Genomic DNA, 22,369 nt, shown 5'->3' with positions numbered 1-22,369 from the left:
GTCGGCAGGGACCGCGGCGCGGCCCCTGATCAGATGGCGTCTTCCACTCGTCCGCCGGCGTGGACGTCGACGACGCGGTCACCGATGCGCAGCCCTCGGATGACGGCGTCGGGATCGAGCTGCGCCGCGCAGCCGCCGGCCGTGATCGTGCCGTCGGCGGCCACGCCGATCCCGAAAACACCCTCGAGGATGAGCTCGATCCACGCTCCGGACGACGAGCACGCCCAATCGATGATGTAGGGCAGCTGCGGGGGCGCCTTGCGGGCGCCGCGGCCGATCGGCTGCTGGGCTTCGTCGACGAAGTGCGCCTGTCCCATCGGCCCTTGATTCGCCGTGGCGGCGAGACCCTCGAGCCAGGCCGTGAGCACGTTCGGGGCGCCGAGGGCGACGAGGGCCCGCCCGGCGTCAGCGGGCCACGCCGGGTAGGCGCCGTTCCACTGGTGGTCGGGGCGCACGCTGTAGCTCGCGTCCGGATCCCAGGGGGAGAGCGCGCGCATCCAGTTCTCGGTCTGCAGTTCGCGGCGGAAGAACGCCACCATCTCGCCGCGCACAGGCTCCGGAAGGTCGTCGGGGATCGTGGTCCCGACGACGCTGAAGTCGTAGCAGTGTCGCACCGGCACGCGTGAGCCGTCGGGCTGGCCGGCGGCGAAGAACCCCTGCCCCTCCTGGTACAGCTCGAGCACGGCGGGCACGAGCGCGTCGGCCTGCGCGGTCAGCGCCTCCGCCATGGCGGCATCGCCGCGCAGCCGGGCGAGAGCGGCGACGGTGCGCATGTTCCACACGTTCGCCGCGTTGAGACCCGCCACCTCGTGCGTGTACGAGCTGACGCACTCGAGCAGGTTGTCGATCTCGCCGTAATCGGCCAGCCCGGACCCGGAGTCGGTGCGCAGGTCCTTCCAGGCCAGCGCCCACGAGAGCAGGGCGTCGAAGACGGTGCCGGCCGCGCCGATCGCCTCATCGAGGAACGCGGTGTCGCCGGTGAAGCGCACATAGTCGTGCACGAGGCGAGTCATCGCGTAGTCGTTCACCGAGTACCACTGGCCGACCGGCTCGCCGGTCAGCGACGACGTGCCGAAGTGGGTGTGCGTGTCGCGCTGGATCCAATGCATCACCTGTCGCCGCATCTCCGCGGGGTCGAGAAGCGCGTGACTGACGGAACTGAGGCTGTAGTCCCAGATGAACGTCGTGGTTCCCCAGTAGTTCGGCATCAGCGTGTCGAAGCTGCGCCCGAGCACGTTGCCGGCGAACTCTCGGCGGAACCAGACGAGCCCGAGCGCCGCCCACCAGTAGAGCCGGCGCAAGGGCTCCGACGTGGTGTCGAGCACCGGCAGGTGGCCCGAGTACTCGCCGTCGTCGGCCGTGAACGCTGCGGCCAGCTGGGCATCCCACCAGCGCTCCGCCTCGGCGACGGCCGCGGGGACGTCGCGCGCGACCGACGCGTAGGCACGGTCGGCGTCGTCCCTGCTCGTCCCGACGGCCTGGACGTAGCCGATCCGCCGGCTCTGGCCGGCCGGCACGGTGAGCTCGGCGACGAGCTCACCGCCGCGTCCGTTCCCACCGATACCCACGTCCAACTCCGCCGCCGACGGCACGACGGCGCTCAGCCGTGCCGTCCCCGCGACATCCAGGCCCTGGATGCTCCATGCCCGCTCATCGGGGGAGTGGAACAGGATGCGTCGTTCCTCCGCCTCGGCCGTCGCGGCACCGCTCGGCGACACGGCGTTCCGCCAGGCACCATCGGCCTGGGTGATTCCCGCAGCGACCGACAGGCCGAGGCGCACCGTGCGCTCGCGGCGCGTGCGGTTCTCGACCACGATGTCGATGGCGACGGCGGTACGCCCTGCGGGACACACGGTGGTCGTGGTGATCGCCCAGTCGTCGTGAACAGCGCTGCGTACGACCCGGTCCGGTCGCCATTCGTGCGTCACGGGAACGCCGAGCGAGGTGAACAGCCGCCCGTCGACGAACAGCACCGCCGTCTGGGTGAGGCCCTGCGACACGGGTGGGAACTGCACGGCGCTGACAGCGCACAGGCCGTGGTCGACGCGCACCGTGCCGAGGAAGTTCGTCAATCCCGTCGGTGCGATCATGTCGTCGTTGTGGTGGGTGACGGCATCCGCGGCGAGATCGTCGACAGCAGGGATGAGCGGATTCACGCGGAACCTTTCAGTACTGGCCGAGGGCGAGCCCCTTGGCGAAGAACTTCTGCGTGCACAGGAAGAGGACGACGGTGGGCAGTGAGACGAGAACGGCAGCAGCCAGCACCGTCGACATCTGCGCGCCGCCGTACGTGCTCTGCATTCCGGAGAGCGTCGTGACGATGGGGCGGATGTCGTCGGACTGGCTCAGAGTCAGACCCAGCAGCAGGTCGTTCCACACGAACGTCGCCTGAAGGATGAAGATCGCGACGAGGGCGCTCGAGGCGATGGGCAGGTACATCCGCGTGAAGATCCGCCAGGTCGTGGCCCCGTCGAGCACTGCCGCCTCGAACACCGTGTGTGCGACGCCGGTGAAGAAGTTGCGCATGACGAAGGCGGAGAACGGGATCGAGATCGCCGTGTAGACGATCACCATGCCGATGCGGGTGTCGTAGATGCCGACGCGAGAGTAGCCGTCGAACAGCGGCAGCAGGATCATCTGCATGGGGAAGACGGTGCCGCCGAAGATCACGACGAACCACCAGAAGCCGTGCTTGAGTTTGAGAGCGATGATCGCGAAGCCGGCAGCGGCTCCGACCACGACGGCAATCGCCGGGGCGACGATGGCGTAGACGACGGTGCTGACGACGCTCGTTCCCAGCCCTGACAGGGTCAGTGCCTCCGCGATGTTCTGGAAGAGGTGGAAGTCGGTGGGGATCCAGCTCTGCTTCGTCGTGAAGGTGGTCGGGTCCTTCGCGGCGTTCACGACGAGCAGATAGGTCGGCAGCAGCCAGATGATCCCGAGGACGATGAGGACGGCGGTGCGGATGATCCGTGACATGTCAGATCTCGTTCTTCGGCGACAGCTGCTGACGCAGGTAGATGACGGATGCGACGAGGGTGACGACCGTGAGGAACACCGCCACCGCGGAACCGAGTCCGTAGTCGCTGTTGACGAACGTCTCCTTGTACATCGTCAGCGCCAGCGTCTCGGACACCGTGCCGGGACCGCCCTTGGTCATGCTCCAGACGATGTCGAACGTCTTGAGGCTCGCCACGATCGACAGCCCGACCACGACGGCGGTCAGCGGGCGCAGCATCGGCCAGAGGACGCTGCCGAACAGCCGCAGCCCCCCGGCGCCGTCGATGCGCGCCGCCTCGAGAGGCTCCTTCGGAATCGACTGCAGCCCGATCGTGAACAGCAGGGCGTTCACTCCCACCCCCTGCCACGCGGCGGCGATGATCATCACGACGGTGTTCAACGGCGCGTCGATGAGCCAGCGTGGCGGATCGGTGATCCCGAAGGCTGCGAGAGCCTGGTCGAGCGCTCCGCCGGAAGACAAGATGAACGACCAGATGACGCCGACGCCGATGCCCGAGAGGGCGTAGGGGATGAGGAAGGGCAGACGCAGCCAGATTCCTCCGCCGAGGTTCCAGGTCAGCAGTGCGATCCCGAGCCCGACGCCCACCGGCACGATCAGGGTGCCGACGACCCACAGCAGCGTGTTCAGCGCTGATCCCAGGAAATCCGGATCAGCGAACATCGCGACGTAGTTGTCGAACCCCACCCAGTCGGGGCTGCCGAGCCCGTTGTACTCGGTGAAGCTGAGGTACACGGTCCACAGGAGCGGCAGGTACAGGAGGACTGCGACCAGGATCACGCCCGGGGCTACGAAACCCCGGGCGGACCACTGGTAGGACGTGGCGCGCGTCGTCATGCGGATGGGTGTTCCTACTTCTGCTTCGCCCAGTACTTGTCAGCCGCATCCTGGATCTTCTGCAGGAACGGCTGCGGGTCGCCCGGGTTCGCCGAGAAGGCGCCGAACTGCTCGATCGCCACCGTGACGATGTCGGTGGGCATGGCCTCGAAGAAGCGGTCGTACAGCTGGTAGTCGTCACCTGCGAGCTCCGTGCCGATCTTCGCAAGGGCCGGATCCGTCACGGTGGCCTTCGGGTTGAACGCGACGTCGCCGTGCGCCTTGTTCCACGCTGTTTGGGCGTCGGCGGACATCCACCACTCGGAGTACTTCAGACCCATGTCCTTCTGCGATGACTTCTGCGCGACGCAGATCGGTCCGGACTCGACCGCGACGGGTGTCTTGGTGAGGGAGGAATTGACAGCGGGAATCGCGAACATCCCGTAGTCATCGGATGTCATGCCCGCACCGGCGAGGTTTCCGGCGTACCAGGTGCCGAAGTCGATCATGGCGAAGTCGCCCTGCTTCAGCCCGACAGCAGGGTCGGTGGAGCTGCCGGCGTTGCTGAACCAGCCCTTCTTCTCCTCGTCGAGCCAGGTGTTCATGACGTCGACGATGCGCGGATCGGTGTATTTGACCGAGCCGTCCTCGAGCCCCTCGTAGAGGGCCGGATCGGTCGAGGCCACGAGGTGCTGGAACCACTGGAACGTGAACAGCTGGCTGGTCTGGTAGTACGGGGTGACGCCGTTGCCCTTGAGTGTCGCGGCCACCTTGTCGAGTTCGTCCCACGTGGTCGGAATCTGCAGGTCGTACTTGTCGAAGGTCTTCTTGTTGTAGAACATGACCCAGTACGCGATGTTCATCGGCACGCAGTACTGCTTCCCGTCGAAGGTGTAGGACTTGCGGAGGTCTTCGCTGACCCAGCCCTCATCGACGGCCTTGCTCCAGATGTCGGTCGTCTCGGCGATGAGCCCTTCGTCGACGAGCTGCTTGAGCGAGTCGCCCGTATGCCAGGTGAACAGCCCGGGACTCTTCGACGTGCGGAACGACTGCTTGATGAACGCGTCGTACTGGTTGGCGTCTGAGTAGCCGGTGGTCTTCAGGCTGATGTCGACGTCCTTCTTGCTCGTCGCGTTGAGCGACTCGAAGTCGGGCTTCCAGGCCGCCTTGTCGGTGTAGAAGTTCAGTGTGCCGCTGGTCTTGCCCTCGCCACCGGACGAACCGGAGCAGCCGGCAAGCCCGATCCCGAGGACGGTGAGGGCGGCCAGTGCTGTGGCCGTGATGCGTCGTGAGGTCATGAGAACTCCCTTGTTCATCGGCACCCGGCGGCGCCACTCTTGGTATCGTTACCAACCTGCTCGGCTAGATTAGCAATGCCTTTCGTGATCGTGCAAGGGCTGTCGGGTCGGCTTTCCCGGTATCGTTATCGACCCGTGCCCTGGCGGTCGTCCCCACGTCGCGTGCCGCGGACATACGCCTTCACGGTGGCGAACCGGTCGCTGCGTGAATGCGGGGTCCGTTCGATCCGGTACCGACCGACGGCTGCCGGGACGATGAACGTCTCGGCGTAGTGGATCGTGAACGGCTCGAATGCACCCGAGGGGCTCACCACCCGGACCTCATCGCCCTCCACGAGGTTCAGCACGTTCACCGTGCCGTCGGTGTCGTGATCGGCGCTCTCGTCGAACCAGTGGCGGCGCACCTCGATGAACTCCAGTTCGTGCAGCCCGGTGCGCTCTTCCCGCACGCCCCCCTGGTCGCTGATGACGTCCACGCGATCGACGAGATTCGTTCGGATCCATTCCGTGTTGCGGTCCCATTGGATGTTGCGGGCGCCGTGGTCGAGGTGCACGGGGCGTGGGATGCCGTCGAGACCCACCCGTCCCCAGTCCCACAGCTTGAAGGTGAAGATGAACGGCGTTGCCGAGATCTCGAGGACCATCGAGTCGGCGCCGGAGCAGTGCACCGTGCCCGCCGGGATGGCGAAGTGATCGTGCTTTCGCGCAGGGAACGAGTTGATGTATTCGTCGGCGGGGAACGGGTGGCCGCCGTCCTGGGCGAGCGCAAGGTCGCGCAGCATCGCCTCGCGGTCGATGCCGCTCTTCGTGCCGAGGTAGACCACAGCGTCGTCGCCGGCATCCAGCAGGTAGTAGCTCTCGTCCTGCGTGTAGTGCATGCCGAACGTGTTCTGGATGTAATCCGTCAGCGGATGCACCTGCAGGCTGAGGTTGCCGCCCTCCATCGTGTCGAGGAAGTCGAAGCGGATGGGGAACTCGGCGCCGAAGCGGGCGAACGTCTTCGCCCCGAGCAGGTCCACAGGGCGGCTCAGCACAAGATCAAGTGCCGGGATCTCGATCACCCCGCCGTCGCCCTGCAGCAGCAGCGAGTTCTCCTCGGGCACACAATCGAAGCACCACGCGTAGTTGTCCTTGCGTGGGTCGAGGCCGATGAGGTTCTTCATCCACTGTCCGCCCCACACGCCGGGGTCGAAGAACGGCACGACCCGAAACGGCCGAGTGGTCGCATGAGCGAGCGCGGCGCGGAATGCGGCACCCGTGATCATCCCCGCCTCGGCGGCACCGGGATGTGGTTCGGCCGGTGCGATCGCGTTGCCGTCGACGAGGAAATCGATGCGGTCGAACAGGCTGCGCTTGTGTCGGTCTGCGACCCGCCACTCCACGAAGAAGCCGCGCTTGTACTTGCGCAGGTTGTCCTCGGCCGCGTTGTCCGCGTGCCAGTTCGTCCCGCCTGCGCGCTGACGCAGCTGCAGCTCCCATCGCGCCATGTCGACGAGGGCGAGCACCGGCGGCGTGCTCAGACTCCTGCCGAGCAGATCGGCGCCCCATCCGAGGACGACGACGTTCTCGGTGGCGGCGTCGACGCGTTGCGCGAGCCGGTGGAGCGCGGCGGAGTCGTAGAAGTCGGGTAGGGTCGCGTGGCTGAGCACGCCGAACACCCGGTCATCGGTGAGGTTGGCCGCGATGAGGGCATCGATCTGCTCGATCGGCAGTGCTGCCTGCTCCACGGAGATCAGCTGCCAGCCGGGGAGTGCGGCGCGGATGTCCGCTTCGAGCGTGGCGAGGTCGACGCCGGGATACGTGTCGAAGATCATGCGGGCCGGGCTCCCCGCCGCGCGGGCGACGGCGGCGTCGGCGGCCTGCCGCCAGGCCGCGGCGCCCCGCACGATGCCTGTGTCGTCGGGCAGTTCGATCGTCGGCTGCGTGTCGTACATCCCACGCGGGGTGTGACCGTCGGACATCTCGTCGATGGTGCCGTTCATGTGGTCTCCTTCCGGCGGGAACTTCGGCTCCCGGCATCTGGGGTGGGTGCCGAGCCGGAGCCCCGGGTCTCAGCTGCGAGCGCGGCCAGCCCGCGCACGACAGAGAACTCCGGAGACGCGGGCACGACGATCTTCGGTCGGTGCGACGACGACCACAGGTGCGCGGCGACGTAGTCGGAGACGGGTACCCGCACGGCTTCTCCGGCTCGGAGGATCCCGCCGGAGAGCACCACGATGTCGGGGTCGTAGGCGTGGCACATCCCGACCACGGTCGCGCCCCAGACCTGAAGACAGTGCGCGAGGACCTCCTGCAGCCTCTCCGAGTGGGGCGCGCCGGCGACGAGGTCGCTGAACCCCGTCAGTTCGGGAAGCTCGGCGCGCAGTGCGCGTGTGCTCGCCAGCGACTCGGCGCAGCCGATATTGCCGCAAGGGCACAGCGGCGCGTCGATGTCCACAGTGATGTGGCCCCCCAGGATGCCGGCGTGTCCATGTGCTCCACGGACGAGCGCGCCGCCCATCACCGCTGCGGTGCCGATGCCGGTCCCGAGGATTACTGCCACCGCATCCCGCGCCCCGTCGGCGCAGCCTCCCGCGATCTCTCCGACGAGTGCGGCACGCGCGTCGTTCTCGATCACGGCCGGTGCATCGAACGTGGCACGTGCCCACTCGACGAGATCGACGCCGTGCAGGAAGGAGTACTTGTCGTTGGCCTGGAGCATGCCACGGCCGTCGGGGGTGACGACGCCCGGAACGCCGACGCCGACCGCCGAGGGACTCGTACCGCGTAACAGTGCGTGAGCCTGAGCGGCCGCCGCCTCCAGGTCGGCCCGGGAGCCGACGATCGCCACGGTCACGGACGCGACGAGCTCTCTGCGGTCGACGACGCCGAGCTTGACGGCGGTTCCGCCGAAGTCGATGCCGAGTTCCACGTCGTCCTTTCGTTCGTGTGCTGGTAACGTTACCAATGGCAAAGCAGCCCGTCAACCGGCGAGCACATCAGCGATGACGGCGGAGCAATGTCACGGGGAGCTCGAGCTCGCGCAGGGCCGACCCCGCACCACCTTCGAGGCGGTCGAGCAGCAGTCGGGCCGCGCGGCGCCCGAGTTCCCGCGGGTCGTGGTCGATCACGCTCACCGGAACCGGCATGAGGCCGGAGAGTTCGAAGTCGTCGAAGCTCATCAGCTCGGGCAACTCGTCGGCTGCTCGTCCCTCGTCGTCGATCTGACGTCCGATCTCGGTCACGGCGCCGATCGCGTTCCGGTTGTTCGCACAGAACACCGCCGTCGGCGGATCGGCGATCTCGAGCAGCGCACGCATGGCCGTCGCGGCCTCCCCGACCTCTTGCTGACCGTCGGGCACGAGCAGGGGATCGGGATCGACCCCCCACTCCTCGTGGGCATGGATGAAGCCGCGGTAGCGCCGTTCGCCCGTGAAGATCCGGCGGATGTTGCCGAGGAAGCCGATGCGTCGGTGTCCCGCCTCGAGGAGCGCAGTCGTACCTCGGAACGCCCCGTCCTCGTCGTCCAGCACGACGCTGTCGGCCGCGAGCCCGGCGACGCGTCGCGATGCGAGCACGACCGGCACACCGCTCTGCTGCGCGTGCTCGAGGTGGGTCGCCGCGACTCCGGTCGGAACGACGATGAGTCCCTCGACGCGCCGGCCGAGGAAGTCGCCGACCAGTTGCGCCTCACGCTGCGGGTCCTCAGCGGTGTTGCCGAGCAGGATGCGGCGCCCCGTTCCCGCGGCCTCCTCCTCGACACCGAGCGCGAAGGTGCTGTAGTAGGGGTTCGCGATGTTCGTGATGGCGATGCCGATGAGACCGCTGTGCTGGCCGGGGCGGATGCTGCGCGCGTTCTCGTTCCGGTGGTAGCCGAGAGCCGAGACCGCGGCGAAGACGCGCTCCTGAAGGTCAGGTCGGACGTTCACCCCGCCCGCAAGCGTGCGCGAGACCGTCATAGGGCTCACGCCGGCATGTGCCGCGACCTCCTTGACCGTGGGGCGCCGGCGCTGGTCGCTCATGTCGTGCTCGTTCCTCGTCGCTCTTCGAGGGAACGTTATCACCCGGTCCGACTCAGGCGACCCGGTCGGCGAGGATCGCGACACGGCGCGCGCCGACGCGGGTGAGGATGAGCGTCGCCGAGGCGTCGCCGCGCAGGGTCAGCTTGCGCCGGAACGCCGCCGGATCGATGTCGACGCCGCGCTTCTTGATCTCCAGGGTGCCGATGCCGTGAGACCTGAGCGCCGCGGTGATCGCCTTCGGCGCGGCCGGCAGCGTCTCGCGCACCCGGAACGACTGCACGAACGGGCTCGTCACGGCGGCGTCGCCGGTCATGTAGGCGATGTGCGGATCGAGCATGCCCGCATCGAGTGACCGAGCGACCTCACCGATGAGACGAGCGCGGATGACGGCCCCGTCGGGTTCGTGGACGAAGGCGCCCAGCTCCCGTGGCTCCGCATCCGGCGTGTCCCCGGCCGCGGTCAGCTCATGAGCGGCCTCGCCGCGCAGCACCAGGGCCGAACGGCGCACTCCCTCGCGGGCGAGTCGCCCCGTCCACACAACGAGCTCCACGACGCTGCCGTCGGCGCTCACCCACTGGGTCTCGGCCTCCTCGGGCAGCTCGTCGCGGTCGTGCCCCGGGCCGAGCTTGATGCCGGTCGGGAGAGTCCGCGCCGTCGCGAACGCCCATTCCAACGGCGGCGAGTACTCCGCGGCACGAACCCGCTGGGTCTCCGAGTGACCCGAGGTGCGCCGCGCCGGGTCGAGCCACAGCGCATCCACGTCGCTGAGATCGGATGCCTCGGCCTGTCCGTGCGCGACAGTCACGGCATCCGCGAACGGCGCGAGGTTGAACCCGGCGATCGCCGCCGTCACCTCGTCTGCGTCGACGGCGTGCACACGCATCCCCGCGGCCGCGAATGCCAGCGCATCACCGCCGATGCCGCAGCCCAGATCGGCGACGCTCTCGACGCCCGCGGTGCGCATCCGGTGCGCATGATGCGCAGCGACCGAGAGCCGGGTCGCCTGCTCGAGTCCCGCCCGAGTGAACAGCATCTGCCCGGCGAAGTCGCCGAACTTCGCTGCAGCGCGCGAACGCAGATGCGCCTGACCGACGACGGCGGCGACGAGGTCCGGCGAGTGTCCCGCGGCACGGAGACGTGAGACCGCGTGCGCCGCATCGTCCGTCGACGTGATCGGGCCCAGTTCGTCGAGCAGAGCCAGGCCCTCGCGCGTCAGCAGCACGGCCAGTTCGGAGGGTTCCATCACCTTCACGATACGGGCCCGCCACCCCCACGCCGGTCGGCGGGACCCGTCCCACCCCCTAATCCTCCGCGGGGGATACGGGGAAGGGCCCCGATGCCGCCCCGGTCCCCGCCGTTCGACACTCGACGCAGGCCATCCGGCACGGCGAGAAGGGAACCATCATGGCTGACTCCAACGCGAACCTCCTGGGGGCGCAGGTCAACACCGACCTGCTGTCCGACAACACGGTGGATTCGCACGACACCGACAACTCCGACAACTCCGTCGACGCCTCGGCAGACGGCTCGGACAACTCGACCAACACGAACACGGACAACTCGGACAACTCGACGGATGCGTCGGCCGACGGCTCGGACAACTCGACGAACACCGACAACTCCGACAACTCGGACAACTCCGACAATTCGGACAACTCGACGGATGCGTCGGCCGACGGCTCGGACAACTCGACGAACACCGACAACTCCGACAATTCGGACAACTCGGCGGACGGCTCGGACAACTCGACGACGACGAACACCGACAACTCGGACAACTCGGACAATTCGGACAATTCGGACAACTCCACCTGGACGGACAACTCCGACCACTCGATCTGGACCGACAATTCCACGTGGGCGGACAACTCCGACAATTCGGACAATTCCGACAACTCCGACAACTCGGACAACTCGGACAACTCGAGCGGGCGCAACCAGGACTCGTTCAACGTCACCAGCTCGTTCAACACGCAGACGCTGAACGACCACTCGACCACCATCGGCGTGCGGCAGTACAACACCGGCTTCGGCGACGTCGACTTCGGTGGCGCGGGCGGCGCCGGCGGAGCGATGGCCGGGATGGCGCCGCTGGCTGCCTCCACCGGCGGGGCGGGCGTCTCGATCGACAACCGTGCGATGTTCAACGACCAGTCGGTGAGCCAGGGCATCGACGCGGGTGGCGACGTCAACCAGACGTTCGGGCAGTCGGCCGTGTGGGCCGGCGGTGACGGCTCGAACGCCGCGGGCGGCGACATCGACAACTCGCAGACGACGATCGACGTGGGTGACATCAACATCGGCAACACGAACGTCGATGTCGCGCTCGACAACGCGTTCAACGACTACTCGACGCACACCTCGTGGGATGTCGACACCGACGTCAACGACTCGTTCAACGACCAGTCGACCGACGTGGACCTGAACGCGCAGTTCGACCACTCGTTCACCGACGAGGTCGACTCGCATGACATGCAGAGCTGGGAGAACACGGGCAACATGTTCAGCCCCGCCGGCGAGACCGGCCCCGGCGACCACGCGGACATGGATCTGAGCCTCTGATCCTCTGCAGCGGTGACGACGTGCCGGATGCCCCCGGGCACCCGGCACGCTGTCGCGCGTGGGCCGGCAGGCGTACTGTGAATGCTCATCAGACCTTCGTGGGGAGGAGGTCGGCCTGGTGGAGCCGATGATGGAGCGTCATGGTGTGGCGGGCGGCGTGGTGGGGACCGCGCCGACGAGCGCCGAACAACTGCCGGCCCTGATCGATGCGGTCGGCGAGATCGTCGAGGCGGCCGGTCGTGGTGACCTTGCGGGCCGTCTCCTGCAGGCGCGCGAACGCCTGCAGGATCCGACGGTGCGCGTCGTCGTCGTCGGGGAGTTCAAGCAGGGCAAGAGCAAGCTCATCAACGCCCTCGTCAACGCCCCGGTGTGCCCGGTCGACGACGACATCGCCACGAGCGTCCCGACCGTGGTCGGGTACGGAAGCGAACCGCAGGCGTGGATCATCACGCGCCTGCCCGACGGCAGCGACAGGGGTGCGACCGACCGCACCCCCGTCGCGCTCGACGAACTCGCCTCCTATGTGTCGGAGCACGGGAACCCCGGCAACGAACAGGGGCTCGTCGCGGCGGAGGCGTCGTTGCCGCGCGAGATCCTGAAGGGGGGACTGCGGCTCATCGACTCGCCCGGGGTGGGCGGCCTCGAATCGCGCAGCGCGCTCTCGACGCTCGCCGCCCTCGCCTCGGCACACGCCGTGCTCCTCGTCTCCGACGCCTCACAGGAGTACACCGAGCCCGAGATCCAGTTCCTCCGCTACGCACAGCGGCTGTCCCCCAACGTCGCGGCTGTGCTCGCGAAGACCGATCTGTATCCGCAGTGGCGGCAGATCGAATCGATCGACCGTCGCCACCTCGGGGAGGTCGGTGACGTCCCGATCTTCGCCGTGTCGAGCGATCTGCGGCTGCTCGCGGCAGCGGGCAACGACCGCGAGCTGAACGCCGAGTCGGGATTCCCCGCGCTCGTCGCGCACCTGCGGCGTGACGTCGTGGAGCGCGCCGCGCTGCTGCACGCCCAGGCCGCCGCGCACGATCTCGGTTCCGTCGTCGACCAGATGACGGTGGCTGTGCGCTCGGAGCGGGACGCACTGCGCAACCCGTCGCAGGTGCCGAAGATCATCGCCGATCTCGAGTTCGCGACCGCTCGCGCCGAGGAGTTCCGCGGGCGCACGGCCAAGTGGCAGATCGCCCTGAACGACGGCATCAGCGACCTCATCTCCGACATGGAGCACGATCTGCGCGAGCGGCTCCGCAAGGTGCAGCGCGAAGCCGAGGACGCGATCGACGAGGGCGACCCGGGGCCGATCTGGGAGCAGATCGTGGAGTGGATCGACCAGCGGACGGCGTCGGCCGTGGCCGAGACCTTCGTGTGGACGAACGAGCGCTCGCAGTGGCTCCTCCAGGAGGTGGCCGAGCTGTTCGCCGAGGGGGAGCGCTCGCTGCCCACGATCGCCGTCGATGACACGAACGGCGTTCTGGACACCGTCGACCGGCCGAACGACCTCGATCCGGGACACATGAACGCGGCGGAGCGGATCTATATCGGCGTGCGCGGCTCGTACGGCGGTGTGCTCATGGTGGGCCTCGCCACAGGACTCATCGGCCTGACGCTGATCAACCCCATCTCCCTGCTCGCAGGAGTGCTGGTGGGACGCCGTGCCTACCGGGAGGACATGAACGCGCGGCTCGGGCGGCGCCGATTCGAGGCCAAGTCGCTCGTGCGGCGCTACATCGACGATGCGATCTTCCAATCGGCCAAGCAGCTGAAGGACCGGCTCCGCGTCGTGCAGCGCACGGGCCGCGATCACTTCGGTGGTCTGGCCGACGAGCTGCACCGGTCGCTCACCGAGGCCGTCGCCCGTGCGCGGACGGCCGCGGGGGCGTATTCCACCGATCGCGAGAAGAGACTCGCGGTGCTGGATGCGCAGGCCCAGCAGCTGGAACGCCTCCGCCGGCGGCTCGGGGCGGCCGGACTGCTGCCGGCGCGGCCCGCCGAGCCGACCGGATCCGGCCGGGCATGACGGCGGCGACCGTGGCCGACGTGGCGGGCGACGCGCTCGCGCTCGTCCATGCGGCGCGGGCGGTGTTCGCCGACGACGCGGCCGCGTGCCGCCTGCTCGACGGGCTCGAGCGCCGCCTGCGCGAACCGCTCCGCGTCGCGGTGGCCGGCATCGTGAAGGCCGGGAAATCGACGCTGCTCAACGCGCTGCTCGGGGAGCAGATCGCGCCGACGGATGCCGGCGAGTGCACACGCGTGGTGACGTGGTATCGGTACGCCGACATGCCGTCGGTCACGCTGCATCCGCACGCCGGTCGACCCGCACCCGCGCCGGTGCGACGCCTCGACGGTCGGCTCGTGCTCGATCTCGGCCCGTTCGATGCCGAAGACGTCGACCACATCGAGGTGCACTGGCCGTCGCGCACGCTGCGGTCGATGACCCTGATCGACACCCCCGGCATCGCGTCGCTGTCGCAGCACCTGTCGGCCCGATCGCTCGACCTGCTCGCGCCCGACGACTCTCCCTCATCGGCCGACGCCATCCTCTACCTGCTGCGGCACCTGCACGCCTCCGACCTGAAGTTCCTCGAGGCGTTCCGCGACACGGCGGCGGGAAGCTCGCAGACCGTCAACGCGCTCGCCGTACTCTCCCGGGCCGACGAGATCGGATCCGGCCGCATCGACTCGCTCCTGTCGGCGCGGAAGGTCGCCGAGCGCTACGAGGCCGGTGGCGCGCTCTCGTCGCTGGCGCTCGCGGTCGTCCCCGTGGCGGGGCTGCTGGCCGAGGCCGCCCGGACGCTCCGGGAGAGCGAGTTCGCCTCGTTCCGGCGACTCGCGCGGCTCGATCGCGACCAGCGTGAGCCGATGCTGGTGTCGGCCGATCGGTTCCTGAAGACGGCGCACGTCATCGAGGACGGCGCGCGCGCCGAACTCCTCGATCGGTTCGGCATCTTCGGCATCCGCCTGGCCACCTCGCTCGTGCGCGGCGGTGCCGACGACTCGTCGGCGCTGGCCGAGCAGCTCGTCGCCCAGAGCGGGCTCAACGAGCTCGTCGCCACCGTCCGGCTGCAGTTCCGCTCCCGCTCGGCCGCACTGAAGACGCGCGCCGTGGCCGCCGCGCTCACGCGGCTCCTCGACGAGAAGCCCCGCGCCGCCGCGCGCCACCTCGAAGAGGGCCTGGAGAGGATCCAGATGGGCGCGCACGACCTGCGCGAACTGGCCCTGATCGGTCGGATGAGGATGGGGCAGCCTCCGCTTCCCGCCGCCCTGATCACGGAAGCGGAGCGCATCATCGGCGGCTCCGGCGATGGGGCGGCCGTGCGCCTGGGCCTCGCCCCGGATGCCGACGACGATCTCGTCCGCGCGGAGGTGCTGGCGAGCCTCGACCGCTGGCGCGCGCTCAGCCACTCGCCGACGATGCCGCGCGAGGCCGCCCAGGCGGCGGGCGTCGTGGTGCGCAGTCTCGAGCGTGTCGCGTCAGACCTCGGCTGCGGACGCATCCTTCCCGGCACGGCGGACGTCGTGCCGGCGGGCGGTCCACGCGATCGCCCGGCTGAAGGTGCTCAATAGCAGCGCGAGCAGTACGAGCCCGCACTGCAGCAGGAGCGTCGGGCGCAGCAGCGATCCCTGCGGGCCGACGGCGACGAGCTGGATGACCACGAGGTACAGCAGCACCTGTGCGATGAACGTCGCCAGCTGCCACCACCGGATGCCGGGCTTGCGGCTCATGAACGAGACCAGGAGCGTGATCTGCGCGAGCAGCAGGCTCACCATGATCGCGAAGCTCACCCAGAAGATGATGTCGGCCGCGCTCTCGTAGGTGGCGTCCTCCCGGGCGGAGTCGACGGCGCGCACGGCGTCCTGGATCAGCGGCAGCTGCTCCTTCCGGATGATGAAGAAGTACACCACCGAGAACCCGCCCAGCACGAAGCTCAGCACCCACATGAGCTGCGACAGCCGCACCGACACCGGCGGCGGGACCTTGACCATCACCGGAGCGGCGTTGGGATTCCGCAACTGCGGTCGTGCGGGCGGGGTGCGGTCCTCGGCCGGCGCCGCCGCCCCCGGAGCAGGGGACGGCAACGGCGCCGGCACCGTCTCACGGCTCATCGAACGAGACATCCGCCGGAGACTCCGCCTCGGGGTATGCACCGCCGTCATCGCCCGCGTCGTCCAGCCCGACATCGGCCGTGTCGATGACCGTCGCTGCCGCGGCGTCTGCCGCAGGATCGGGGGCCGCATCCGCCTCCGCCGGCGCCGCCTCCGCCGGAGCCGCATCGGCCGGCTCCTGCGCGGCCGGCGCGGCGGTCGACGCATCCGTCCCACCGTCGTCGGCATCAGCAGCGGTGTCGGTCGTCGCGGCGGCCGCGAGGCCCGAGCCCTGGTCGACGGCATCGCCGGCGGCCGTGCTCGGATCGGGCTGGCTGGCGCCGTCGTCGGCCCCCGTGTCGATGGTCGTGTCGATGCTCGTCGAGGTGTCGGTCGACGAGTCGTTGTACGAGCCGTCCACGGTGATGTTCGTGTCCTTGTTGCCGATCGAGATGTCTCCCGCCGTCGTGTCGGTGGTCGAGTTGTCGACGTCGTGGCCGGCGGCGTTCGACCCGTCGCCCGACGAGATCACCGCCTCATGGTCGAAGTCCTGCGTGACGTCGCCCTCGGCCCAGATGCTCTGGTTCACCGACTGGTCGACGATCGTCGACCGATTGTCGAAGTGGAACGTCTGCGCCATCGTGCTGATCTCGCGCACGACCGGGTCGGTGTGCACGCTCGTGTAGTGCACCGAGGCGACCTGCGGAGGCGGGTCGACGCGCAGCTGCACCTGCGGGTGGTCGATCACCACGGGTTTCACAGCCTGCACGTCGGCCGCGCACACGCCGCCCAGACCGTTGCGCGCGAGCGTGCCCTCGGGATCGTCCTTGAACTCGTCGAGCGCTGCGGGATCCCGCAGCAGGCTGAGGATGAACTCGATCAGCGCATCGGCGATCGTCGTCAGCAGTGTGGTCATCATGCACGCTCCTCACGGGTGCGGCCCGCAGCGATCGTCTCCGACGCTACGCGGCCACCGGATGTCAGGGATCGGGGTTGTCCCCGATACGCTCCAGGGTTCGATAGGGGGTTGAGCGGGATGGGCCCCGTGCTGTGCTCCGGCTGCAGCACGGGGCGCAGCTTCGACAGGAGATCCGAGCGGCTCTCGGCGGCGAGCTTCTGTCTGATCCGTGCGATGTGGTGCTCGGCGGTGCGTGGCGAGATGAAGATCGCCTTGCCGATCTCGGCGTACGTCTTCCCCTGCACGACCAGGCGCGCCACCTCGATCTCGCGGTCGCTGAGCCCGGCCTGATTGAGAACCGGAGACTGCTCGTCGGGCGTCTCGACAGGGGCGGGCGGATGGCCGACGTCCTGCGGGTGCAGCCGCCGCGCGCAGGCGAGCAGGCGTGCCGCCGTCTTGCGATCCGTGGTGCGCGCGGCGCCATGACCGGCGAGGCGCGCGCCGTCCCACGCGAGTCCGCACCCGGCGAGCTCCGCAGCGGCCGCTTCGACGGCATCCGGATCGACATGCCCCGCCAGCACCGACATCCAGAGTTTGCCCGCACGCGCCATCGTCTCCGCGACGGTGCTGTGCTCGGCGGCGTTCACGAGCGCGTGAGCGTGCGGTTCGAGCAGCTCCGGGCGGTCGAGGAGGATGCCCTGCTGGATGCCCGCCCACCGCAGATGCGCCGCCCACACCGGCGGCGAGCCCAGACCGGCGAGCAGCTGGACGGCCTCGCTCATGAGCGGCGCGAGCGTGCGGTCGTCGCCGAGCCGCGCCGCTGCGCTCACGAGCGTGGCGAGCGGCAGGACGAGGAACAGGTCGATCGTCGCCTGCTGGATCTCGTCGCGCACCTGATCCCACAGCACGCGCAGGTCTTCGAGTTCCTCGTAGCGGCGAGTGAGCGCGACCGTCACGGCGATGTCGAGGAGACGGTCACGCGGCGTCCACGAATGCTCGAGGCGCCGCGCCTCGCCCAGGCGCTCGCGGGCACGGGCGGGCTGCTCGGTCTGCACGGCGATCCAGGCTCCCCACAGCAGCAGCCGGCGTCGTGCCCATCGTCCGCCCTGGCCGCCGGTGATCGCCGCGTCGATGACGTTCGTCGCCGTCGCCGTCTCGCCGAGGCCGACGGCGGCTGTCGCGGCGACGACGGCCGGCAGTTCGGGCAGGGGCGCGCCGGAGCGGGCCGAGGTGTAGAGACGGGATGCGCGTGCCAGCTCGCCGAGCACCGCCGGGTCGGCGTCGGGCTCGAGCGTGCGACGGAGGCCCGAGACGAGCATCGCGAGGGCGACAGAGCGCGTCGTGGACCCCGCGGAGACGGGGGCGTCGACTCCGGTCCGCCGGCCGTTCGCGACGGCGGTCAGGTGGGCGTTCGCGCGGCCCGTCTGCTGCGGCATGCTGCGGTAGACGGCATCGGCGGTCGACATCATCGCGCGCGCCGACCAGATCGCGGCGCGGAGGTCGGCGATGAGCGGATCGCTGCCGGCCTCGAGCATCCGGCCCAGGCGGCTCGGGCGGCCGCCGTGATCGGGCTGATCGGTCTCCAGGAGCGAGGCCGCGACGTCGATCTCGCCCGCCGCCCACGCGGCGCGGGCCCGGCCGATCGTCGCCTCGGCGGTCGCCACTCCGGCTTCCAGCGCCCGGCGGCAGAGCGCGTCGGCACGGACGGGGTCGACGTCGAGAAGTCGCGCAGACTCTGCCATGAGCGTGCGCCCGACCTCCGCATCCCGCACCGTGCCCCACGCGGGGTGCGCCGGATCCTCGGCCACGGTCGCGGCGATCTCGGCGCTGTCGTGGGAGATGTCGACGAGGCGATGGAGGGGGATCGACATGCGCACGGCATGGTGCACGATGGGGATCGCGGAGCCGTTGCGGGTGAGCAGTCCCTCTGAGAACGCGTGGGCGATCACATCGTCGGTGATCCCGGCCGGATCCGGATCTCCGAGGCAGATGCGCTCGACGGCGGAGCGCACCGCCGTGTCGACCGAGGCGAGCCGCTGGGCGACGCGGTCGCCGAGGTGATGGCGCAGCGCGGTGTGCCCGGAGTCGGTGCACCCGCCGTGCTCGTGGACGTTCAGTGCCTCGGTGACCAGCCAGGTGGTTCCGCCGGTGATCTCGATGAGCTCGTCGAGGCATGCGGCGGGCACCTCCGTGCGGTGCGCCGTGAGGTACGCGGCGACATCGTCGGTCCACAGTCGTCCGGCGACGAGCGTCGGCAAGACATGCTCCAGGGTCGTGGTGGCCTCGACGAGCGCGTCGGTGCGCGGCCAGGGGCGGACGGCGACGATGAGCGCGTTCTGCGGTGCGGCCGCGCGCGTCGCGACGGCCCTGACGACGTGCGGCGGCAGGAGGTGGAGGTCGTCGACGAACAGGACGTCATCGGCGGGAATGCCGGTGACGTCGATGGATGGATGCAGGACGCGGATCGTCGTGCCCTGGGCGGTGAGGAGCGTTCGCAGCCGCGCGAGGATGCTGGACTTCCCTGATCCGGCGCTGCCCACGATGAACGCCCGGGGCGGCCCGGAGGTCGTGGCGAGCGCATCCACCAGGCGCTGCGCGTGGCGTGCACCGGTGAACAGCGACCGTTCGGGAGCGGCCGTCTCGTCAGGCGCGATCGTCGACATCTGATGCTCGTCTCACTCTGCAGGTTCTTCGGACGCGCCGGTGGCCGACGGGGTAGCGGAGTCGGACACCGCCTCGGGGATGGGCTGGTTCGCGGGTGCCGGGTCTGGGGTGTCGGCCGGGTCGGGTGTCGGGGACGGGTCGGGCGTGGGAGCGGGGTCGGAGGCGGGAGCGGGGTCGGAGATGGGAGCGGGGTCAGACGTGGGAGCGGGGTCGGATGACGGGGCGGGGTCGGGATCGGGGGACGCGGACGGGTCGGGCGTCGGGTCTGTGGCCGGCGCGGGGTCAGTGCTCGGAGCTGGGGCGGACGCGGGATCCGGTGTCGTCGCCGGGGTCGGAGTGCTGCCCGCGTCAGGAGTGGGGTCGACGGTCGTGGATTCCTGTCCTGCGGGCGCGGGATCGGCGGCGGGCGGAGCCGGCTCCGCGCCGGGTTCGGCGACCGGCGGGGCGGCGACCGTGGTGCCGCCATCGCTCTCCCCGGTGGGCGTGCGTCCGGTGTCGGTCGGGCCGCTCAGGATCGGGATGCGTCGCGGAGACGCCGTTCGCGGCGCATCCGCTGCCAGCAGGGGCGAAGCGGGGGCGAGGGCCGGCGGATCGTCGAGGATGCGCAGTCCGGTCTTCGGCGCCGGAGGAGCCGTGAACGCGCCCGACGAACCGTGGTGCGGCGCGACCACCGAGATGGCGCTGCGCTCTGCGCGCCCGGGGAGCCGTGGAGCAGCGGATGGCGTGTCGTCGCCGGCGTCGGAATCGTCGTCGTCAGCTGCCGCGGGCGGGAAGGCCGTGTCGTCGGGCCCGAGCCGCCATCCGGCGGCCATGGACCCGCCCAGGACGATTCCGGCGGCGACGATGGCCGCGCCGGCGATCAGGGCCGCCGAGTACCAGCGACCGGCGAGGGCGGCCGGCTCGCGCGGCGCAGTGAGGCGGGCCCCCGCGACGAGGTCTTCCTTGTCCCTGCCCTCCACGTCGGTCTCCCGATCCGCGGCGACCGCCCGCTCGGCGCCGAGACCATCCGGCACCCGGCGGGTGCTGCCGGCCCTTCCGGTGCTCGTGCGCCCCCGGCCTGACAGCGCCGTGAGCAGCGGGATGTCGGTGCGCGTGGGCGCCGGGGGCTCGACGTCGGTCCGCTGGGCCTCCACTTCGGGCGGCTCCGCGGCATCCGCGAGCATCCGTGCCTGCTCGGCGCACTCCCAGCCCCAGCGGGCGGCCTCGAGGCAGACCAGGAACGCCGGATCGGCGTCGACAGCGACGGGGCGGTCGAGGTGCTGCGAGAGCCGCTGCGCGACGAGCGGCATCCGTGCGCCTCCGCCGATCGGCACGGCCCGCGCCACCTGGTCGGCGGTCAGTCCGCCGGCGGCGAGGGCGGCGTCGACGCCGTCGAGGGTGCGCTGGAACAGCGGAGCGGCAAGGGTCTCGAGCTCCGCTCGCGTCAGCCGGATGCTCGACGGCTCCGGTCCGAGGGTGATCGGGATCACCGCAGCGCTGTCGCGGGAGAGGGCCTCCTTCGCGGCGACGCAGTCGTCCCGGAACGCGCTGAGGGCTGCCTGGGCCGTGGCATCCGGTGCGGACATCGCCTCGCCGACCGTCGCCGAACACACGACGGCGTGGCGGACCACGGCGTCGTCGATGTCGGCGCCGCCGAGGTCGGTGAGGACGATCGGCTCGCCCACGATACGGAGGTTGCGGTGCTCGTCTTCGCCCACGAGCGTCGCTGCGAACGAGGTCGCCCCGAGGTCGTACACGACGAGCACCCGGTCGTCGTCGAGCTCCTGTTCGGCGGCTCCCCGTCGTGCCGCCGCGAGGGGAGCGCTGATCATGTCGACATCGGCGACGCCCGCGTCGCCGAGCGCCGCCGCCACGAGGGTGCGCCGGTAGGCGCCCCAGTCGAGGGGGCAGACGACCGTGACGCGGTCAGGGTCGCGGCCCTCGCGGCGGCGGGCGAACTCGACCACGTGGGCGACGGCGGCTGCGAACAGCGCTTCCGGTCGGATGCGCCACCCGGCGACAAGCAGGGGGACGTCGTCGCCGACCAGCCGGGGCAGACCGTCGACCCGGGCGTGCGGCTGACGCATCCCTCGTGCGCGCGCCGTATCGCCGATGAGCACGCTGCCGTCGTCCTCGACGAACGCGACAGCGGGAATCGCGTCGTCGCAGACTCCGAGGGGGACCGGCGCGGCCGACACCGCGCCGCCCGGTGCCCGGCGAGCCGCCGCCGCCGTGATCGTGCTCGCACCGACGTCCACTGCCAGCGCGTACGCATCCCCCATACGTGCTTCGCCCCCAATTGCGAGCACACGCACCCGAACCAACCAACGCAACGGTCCCCAACCGCTGCCCGCCCCAGTGCGTGGTTCCTGCTGCCGTTCCCTTGCGGCAGTCGTGTTGCTGGGAGAGTGTACGCCGGGGGCTCTGCCCCGGCAAGGGTTCGCCCCAGGTCGATTTCCGTCGGGCCGCCTCGCGCCGTCGTGATTGGCACTCGCGTTGCGTGAGTGCCAGCGCATGCCTAAACTGGGATCAGCACTCGACACGTCGGAGTGCTAACGCGTCTTAGTCTCAACAAGGAAGAGGTAGACCGTGTCGGTTTCCATCAAGCCGCTCGAGGACCGCATCGTCATCAAGCAGGTCGAGGCCGAGCAGACCACTGCCAGTGGCCTGGTCATCCCCGACACCGCGAAGGAGAAGCCCCAGGAGGGCGAGGTCGTCGCGGTGGGCCCCGGCCGCATCGACGACAACGGCAACCGTGTTCCGCTCGACGTCGCCGTCGGCGACCGCGTGCTCTACAGCAAGTACGGCGGGACCGAGGTCAAGTTCGGTGCCGACGAGTTCCTCGTTCTGTCGGCGCGCGACGTCCTGGCGGTCGTCGTCCGCTGATCGCACTTCAGACGGGCCCGGATGCTTCGGCATCCGGGCCTTCGTCGTCTCCGGCACGAATCGAGGGGAGGCAGACGTGCCGAGGGAGGATGATCCGGCACATTCCGTCCTTGCTCGGTCCCGAACCCTCCCTCCGTTGCGGCACGAGCGCCGAACCGCGGGG

The 22,369-nt window shown here is 69.8% G+C and carries 16 protein-coding genes; 4 read left to right on the top strand and 12 right to left on the bottom strand.

Annotated features, from left to right (window positions below):
* Positions 1-29 precede the first annotated feature (29 nt).
* The 8 genes from AC3RX1_RS02045 to AC3RX1_RS02010 form a co-directional block, all read right to left on the bottom strand.
* Positions 30-2,156 (bottom strand): glucosidase family protein, encoded by a 2,127-nt coding sequence (locus AC3RX1_RS02045; protein ID WP_491499561.1) that lies wholly within the window; start codon positions 2,154-2,156, stop codon positions 30-32.
* A 10-nt stretch (positions 2,157-2,166) separates the two neighbouring features.
* Complete coding sequence (locus tag AC3RX1_RS02040) at positions 2,167-2,979, bottom strand: carbohydrate ABC transporter permease (RefSeq protein WP_491499560.1); 813 nt, start codon at positions 2,977-2,979, stop codon at positions 2,167-2,169.
* Position 2,980: 1 nt separating this feature from the next.
* Positions 2,981-3,856, bottom strand: coding sequence for a carbohydrate ABC transporter permease (locus tag AC3RX1_RS02035; RefSeq protein WP_491499559.1), 876 nt, complete (start codon positions 3,854-3,856; stop codon positions 2,981-2,983).
* Between the two features lie 14 nt (positions 3,857-3,870).
* A complete protein-coding gene (locus AC3RX1_RS02030; RefSeq protein WP_491499558.1) occupies positions 3,871-5,133 on the bottom strand; it encodes an ABC transporter substrate-binding protein in 1,263 nt (420 codons plus the stop codon).
* Positions 5,134-5,258: 125 nt separating this feature from the next.
* Entirely contained in the window at positions 5,259-7,115 is a 1,857-nt protein-coding gene (locus AC3RX1_RS02025) for a class I mannose-6-phosphate isomerase (RefSeq protein WP_491499557.1), read from the bottom strand.
* Positions 7,112-8,044, bottom strand: a complete 933-nt coding sequence (locus tag AC3RX1_RS02020; protein WP_491499556.1) for an ROK family protein — start codon at positions 8,042-8,044, stop codon at positions 7,112-7,114. The genes AC3RX1_RS02025 and AC3RX1_RS02020 overlap by 4 nt, the downstream gene beginning before the upstream one ends.
* A gap of 67 nt (positions 8,045-8,111) precedes the next feature.
* Positions 8,112-9,134: a LacI family DNA-binding transcriptional regulator gene (locus AC3RX1_RS02015; RefSeq protein ID WP_491499555.1), complete on the bottom strand. Its 1,023-nt coding sequence runs from the start codon at positions 9,132-9,134 to the stop codon at positions 8,112-8,114.
* Between the two features lie 52 nt (positions 9,135-9,186).
* A complete protein-coding gene (locus AC3RX1_RS02010) occupies positions 9,187-10,377 on the bottom strand; it encodes a class I SAM-dependent methyltransferase (RefSeq protein ID WP_491499554.1) in 1,191 nt (396 codons plus the stop codon).
* A 161-nt stretch (positions 10,378-10,538) separates the two neighbouring features.
* On the opposite strand from AC3RX1_RS02010, the gene AC3RX1_RS02005 reads away from it, so the two are divergent.
* The 3 genes from AC3RX1_RS02005 to AC3RX1_RS01995 all read left to right on the top strand — a co-directional run bounded on the left by AC3RX1_RS02005 (position 10,539) and on the right by AC3RX1_RS01995 (position 15,260).
* Positions 10,539-11,696: a hypothetical protein gene (locus AC3RX1_RS02005; RefSeq protein ID WP_491499553.1), complete on the top strand. Its 1,158-nt coding sequence runs from the start codon at positions 10,539-10,541 to the stop codon at positions 11,694-11,696.
* Between the two features lie 127 nt (positions 11,697-11,823).
* Positions 11,824-13,713, top strand: coding sequence for a dynamin family protein (locus tag AC3RX1_RS02000; RefSeq protein ID WP_491499552.1), 1,890 nt, complete (start codon positions 11,824-11,826; stop codon positions 13,711-13,713).
* Positions 13,710-15,260 carry a dynamin family protein gene (locus tag AC3RX1_RS01995; RefSeq protein ID WP_491499551.1) on the top strand — a complete coding sequence of 517 codons (1,551 nt, stop codon included), beginning with the start codon at positions 13,710-13,712 and terminating at the stop codon, positions 15,258-15,260. Before AC3RX1_RS02000 ends, AC3RX1_RS01995 begins: the two co-directional genes overlap by 4 nt.
* Here the strand turns inward: AC3RX1_RS01995 and AC3RX1_RS01990 are convergent.
* From AC3RX1_RS01990 to AC3RX1_RS01975, 4 genes are read right to left on the bottom strand one after another with little or no spacing between them, the layout of a single operon-like run.
* On the bottom strand, positions 15,168-15,800 hold the full coding sequence (locus tag AC3RX1_RS01990; protein ID WP_491499550.1) for a hypothetical protein: 633 nt from the start codon (positions 15,798-15,800) through the stop codon (positions 15,168-15,170). The genes AC3RX1_RS01995 and AC3RX1_RS01990 overlap by 93 nt on opposite strands.
* On the bottom strand, positions 15,790-16,698 hold the full coding sequence (locus tag AC3RX1_RS01985) for an IniB N-terminal domain-containing protein (protein ID WP_491499549.1): 909 nt from the start codon (positions 16,696-16,698) through the stop codon (positions 15,790-15,792). The genes AC3RX1_RS01990 and AC3RX1_RS01985 overlap by 11 nt, the downstream gene beginning before the upstream one ends.
* Positions 16,695-19,340, bottom strand: coding sequence for a helix-turn-helix transcriptional regulator (locus AC3RX1_RS01980; protein ID WP_491499548.1), 2,646 nt, complete (start codon positions 19,338-19,340; stop codon positions 16,695-16,697). Before AC3RX1_RS01980 ends, AC3RX1_RS01985 begins: the two co-directional genes overlap by 4 nt.
* A gap of 12 nt (positions 19,341-19,352) precedes the next feature.
* On the bottom strand, positions 19,353-21,602 hold the full coding sequence (locus tag AC3RX1_RS01975) for an Hsp70 family protein (protein WP_491499547.1): 2,250 nt from the start codon (positions 21,600-21,602) through the stop codon (positions 19,353-19,355).
* A 307-nt stretch (positions 21,603-21,909) separates the two neighbouring features.
* Here AC3RX1_RS01975 and groES point away from each other — a divergent pair, with 307 nt between their 5' ends.
* Positions 21,910-22,206: a co-chaperone GroES gene (gene groES, locus AC3RX1_RS01970; protein ID WP_017203655.1), complete on the top strand. Its 297-nt coding sequence runs from the start codon at positions 21,910-21,912 to the stop codon at positions 22,204-22,206.
* Positions 22,207-22,369: the final 163 nt, after the last annotated feature.

The sequence above is a fragment of the Microbacterium altimontanum genome (assembly GCF_058349865.2).
This window is presented reverse-complemented; position numbering and strand designations above follow the sequence as displayed.

Bases quoted from the DNA above. Each gene is read 5' to 3' on its own strand.
- AC3RX1_RS02010 (WP_491499554.1), bottom strand. From the start codon at position 10,377: ATGGAACCCTCCGAACTGGCCGTGCTGCTGACGCGCGAGGGCCTGGCT.
- AC3RX1_RS02000 (WP_491499552.1), top strand. From the start codon at position 11,824: ATGATGGAGCGTCATGGTGTGGCGGGCGGCGTGGTGGGGACCGCGCCG.
- AC3RX1_RS02030 (WP_491499558.1), bottom strand. From the start codon at position 5,133: ATGACCTCACGACGCATCACGGCCACAGCACTGGCCGCCCTCACCGTC.
- AC3RX1_RS01995 (WP_491499551.1), top strand. From the start codon at position 13,710: ATGACGGCGGCGACCGTGGCCGACGTGGCGGGCGACGCGCTCGCGCTC.
- AC3RX1_RS01990 (WP_491499550.1), bottom strand. From the start codon at position 15,800: ATGAGCCGTGAGACGGTGCCGGCGCCGTTGCCGTCCCCTGCTCCGGGG.
- AC3RX1_RS02025 (WP_491499557.1), bottom strand. From the start codon at position 7,115: ATGAACGGCACCATCGACGAGATGTCCGACGGTCACACCCCGCGTGGG.
- AC3RX1_RS02015 (WP_491499555.1), bottom strand. From the start codon at position 9,134: ATGAGCGACCAGCGCCGGCGCCCCACGGTCAAGGAGGTCGCGGCACAT.
- AC3RX1_RS01985 (WP_491499549.1), bottom strand. From the start codon at position 16,698: ATGATGACCACACTGCTGACGACGATCGCCGATGCGCTGATCGAGTTC.
- AC3RX1_RS02005 (WP_491499553.1), top strand. From the start codon at position 10,539: ATGGCTGACTCCAACGCGAACCTCCTGGGGGCGCAGGTCAACACCGAC.
- AC3RX1_RS01975 (WP_491499547.1), bottom strand. From the start codon at position 21,602: ATGGGGGATGCGTACGCGCTGGCAGTGGACGTCGGTGCGAGCACGATC.
- AC3RX1_RS02040 (WP_491499560.1), bottom strand. From the start codon at position 2,979: ATGTCACGGATCATCCGCACCGCCGTCCTCATCGTCCTCGGGATCATC.
- AC3RX1_RS02035 (WP_491499559.1), bottom strand. From the start codon at position 3,856: ATGACGACGCGCGCCACGTCCTACCAGTGGTCCGCCCGGGGTTTCGTA.
- AC3RX1_RS01980 (WP_491499548.1), bottom strand. From the start codon at position 19,340: ATGTCGACGATCGCGCCTGACGAGACGGCCGCTCCCGAACGGTCGCTG.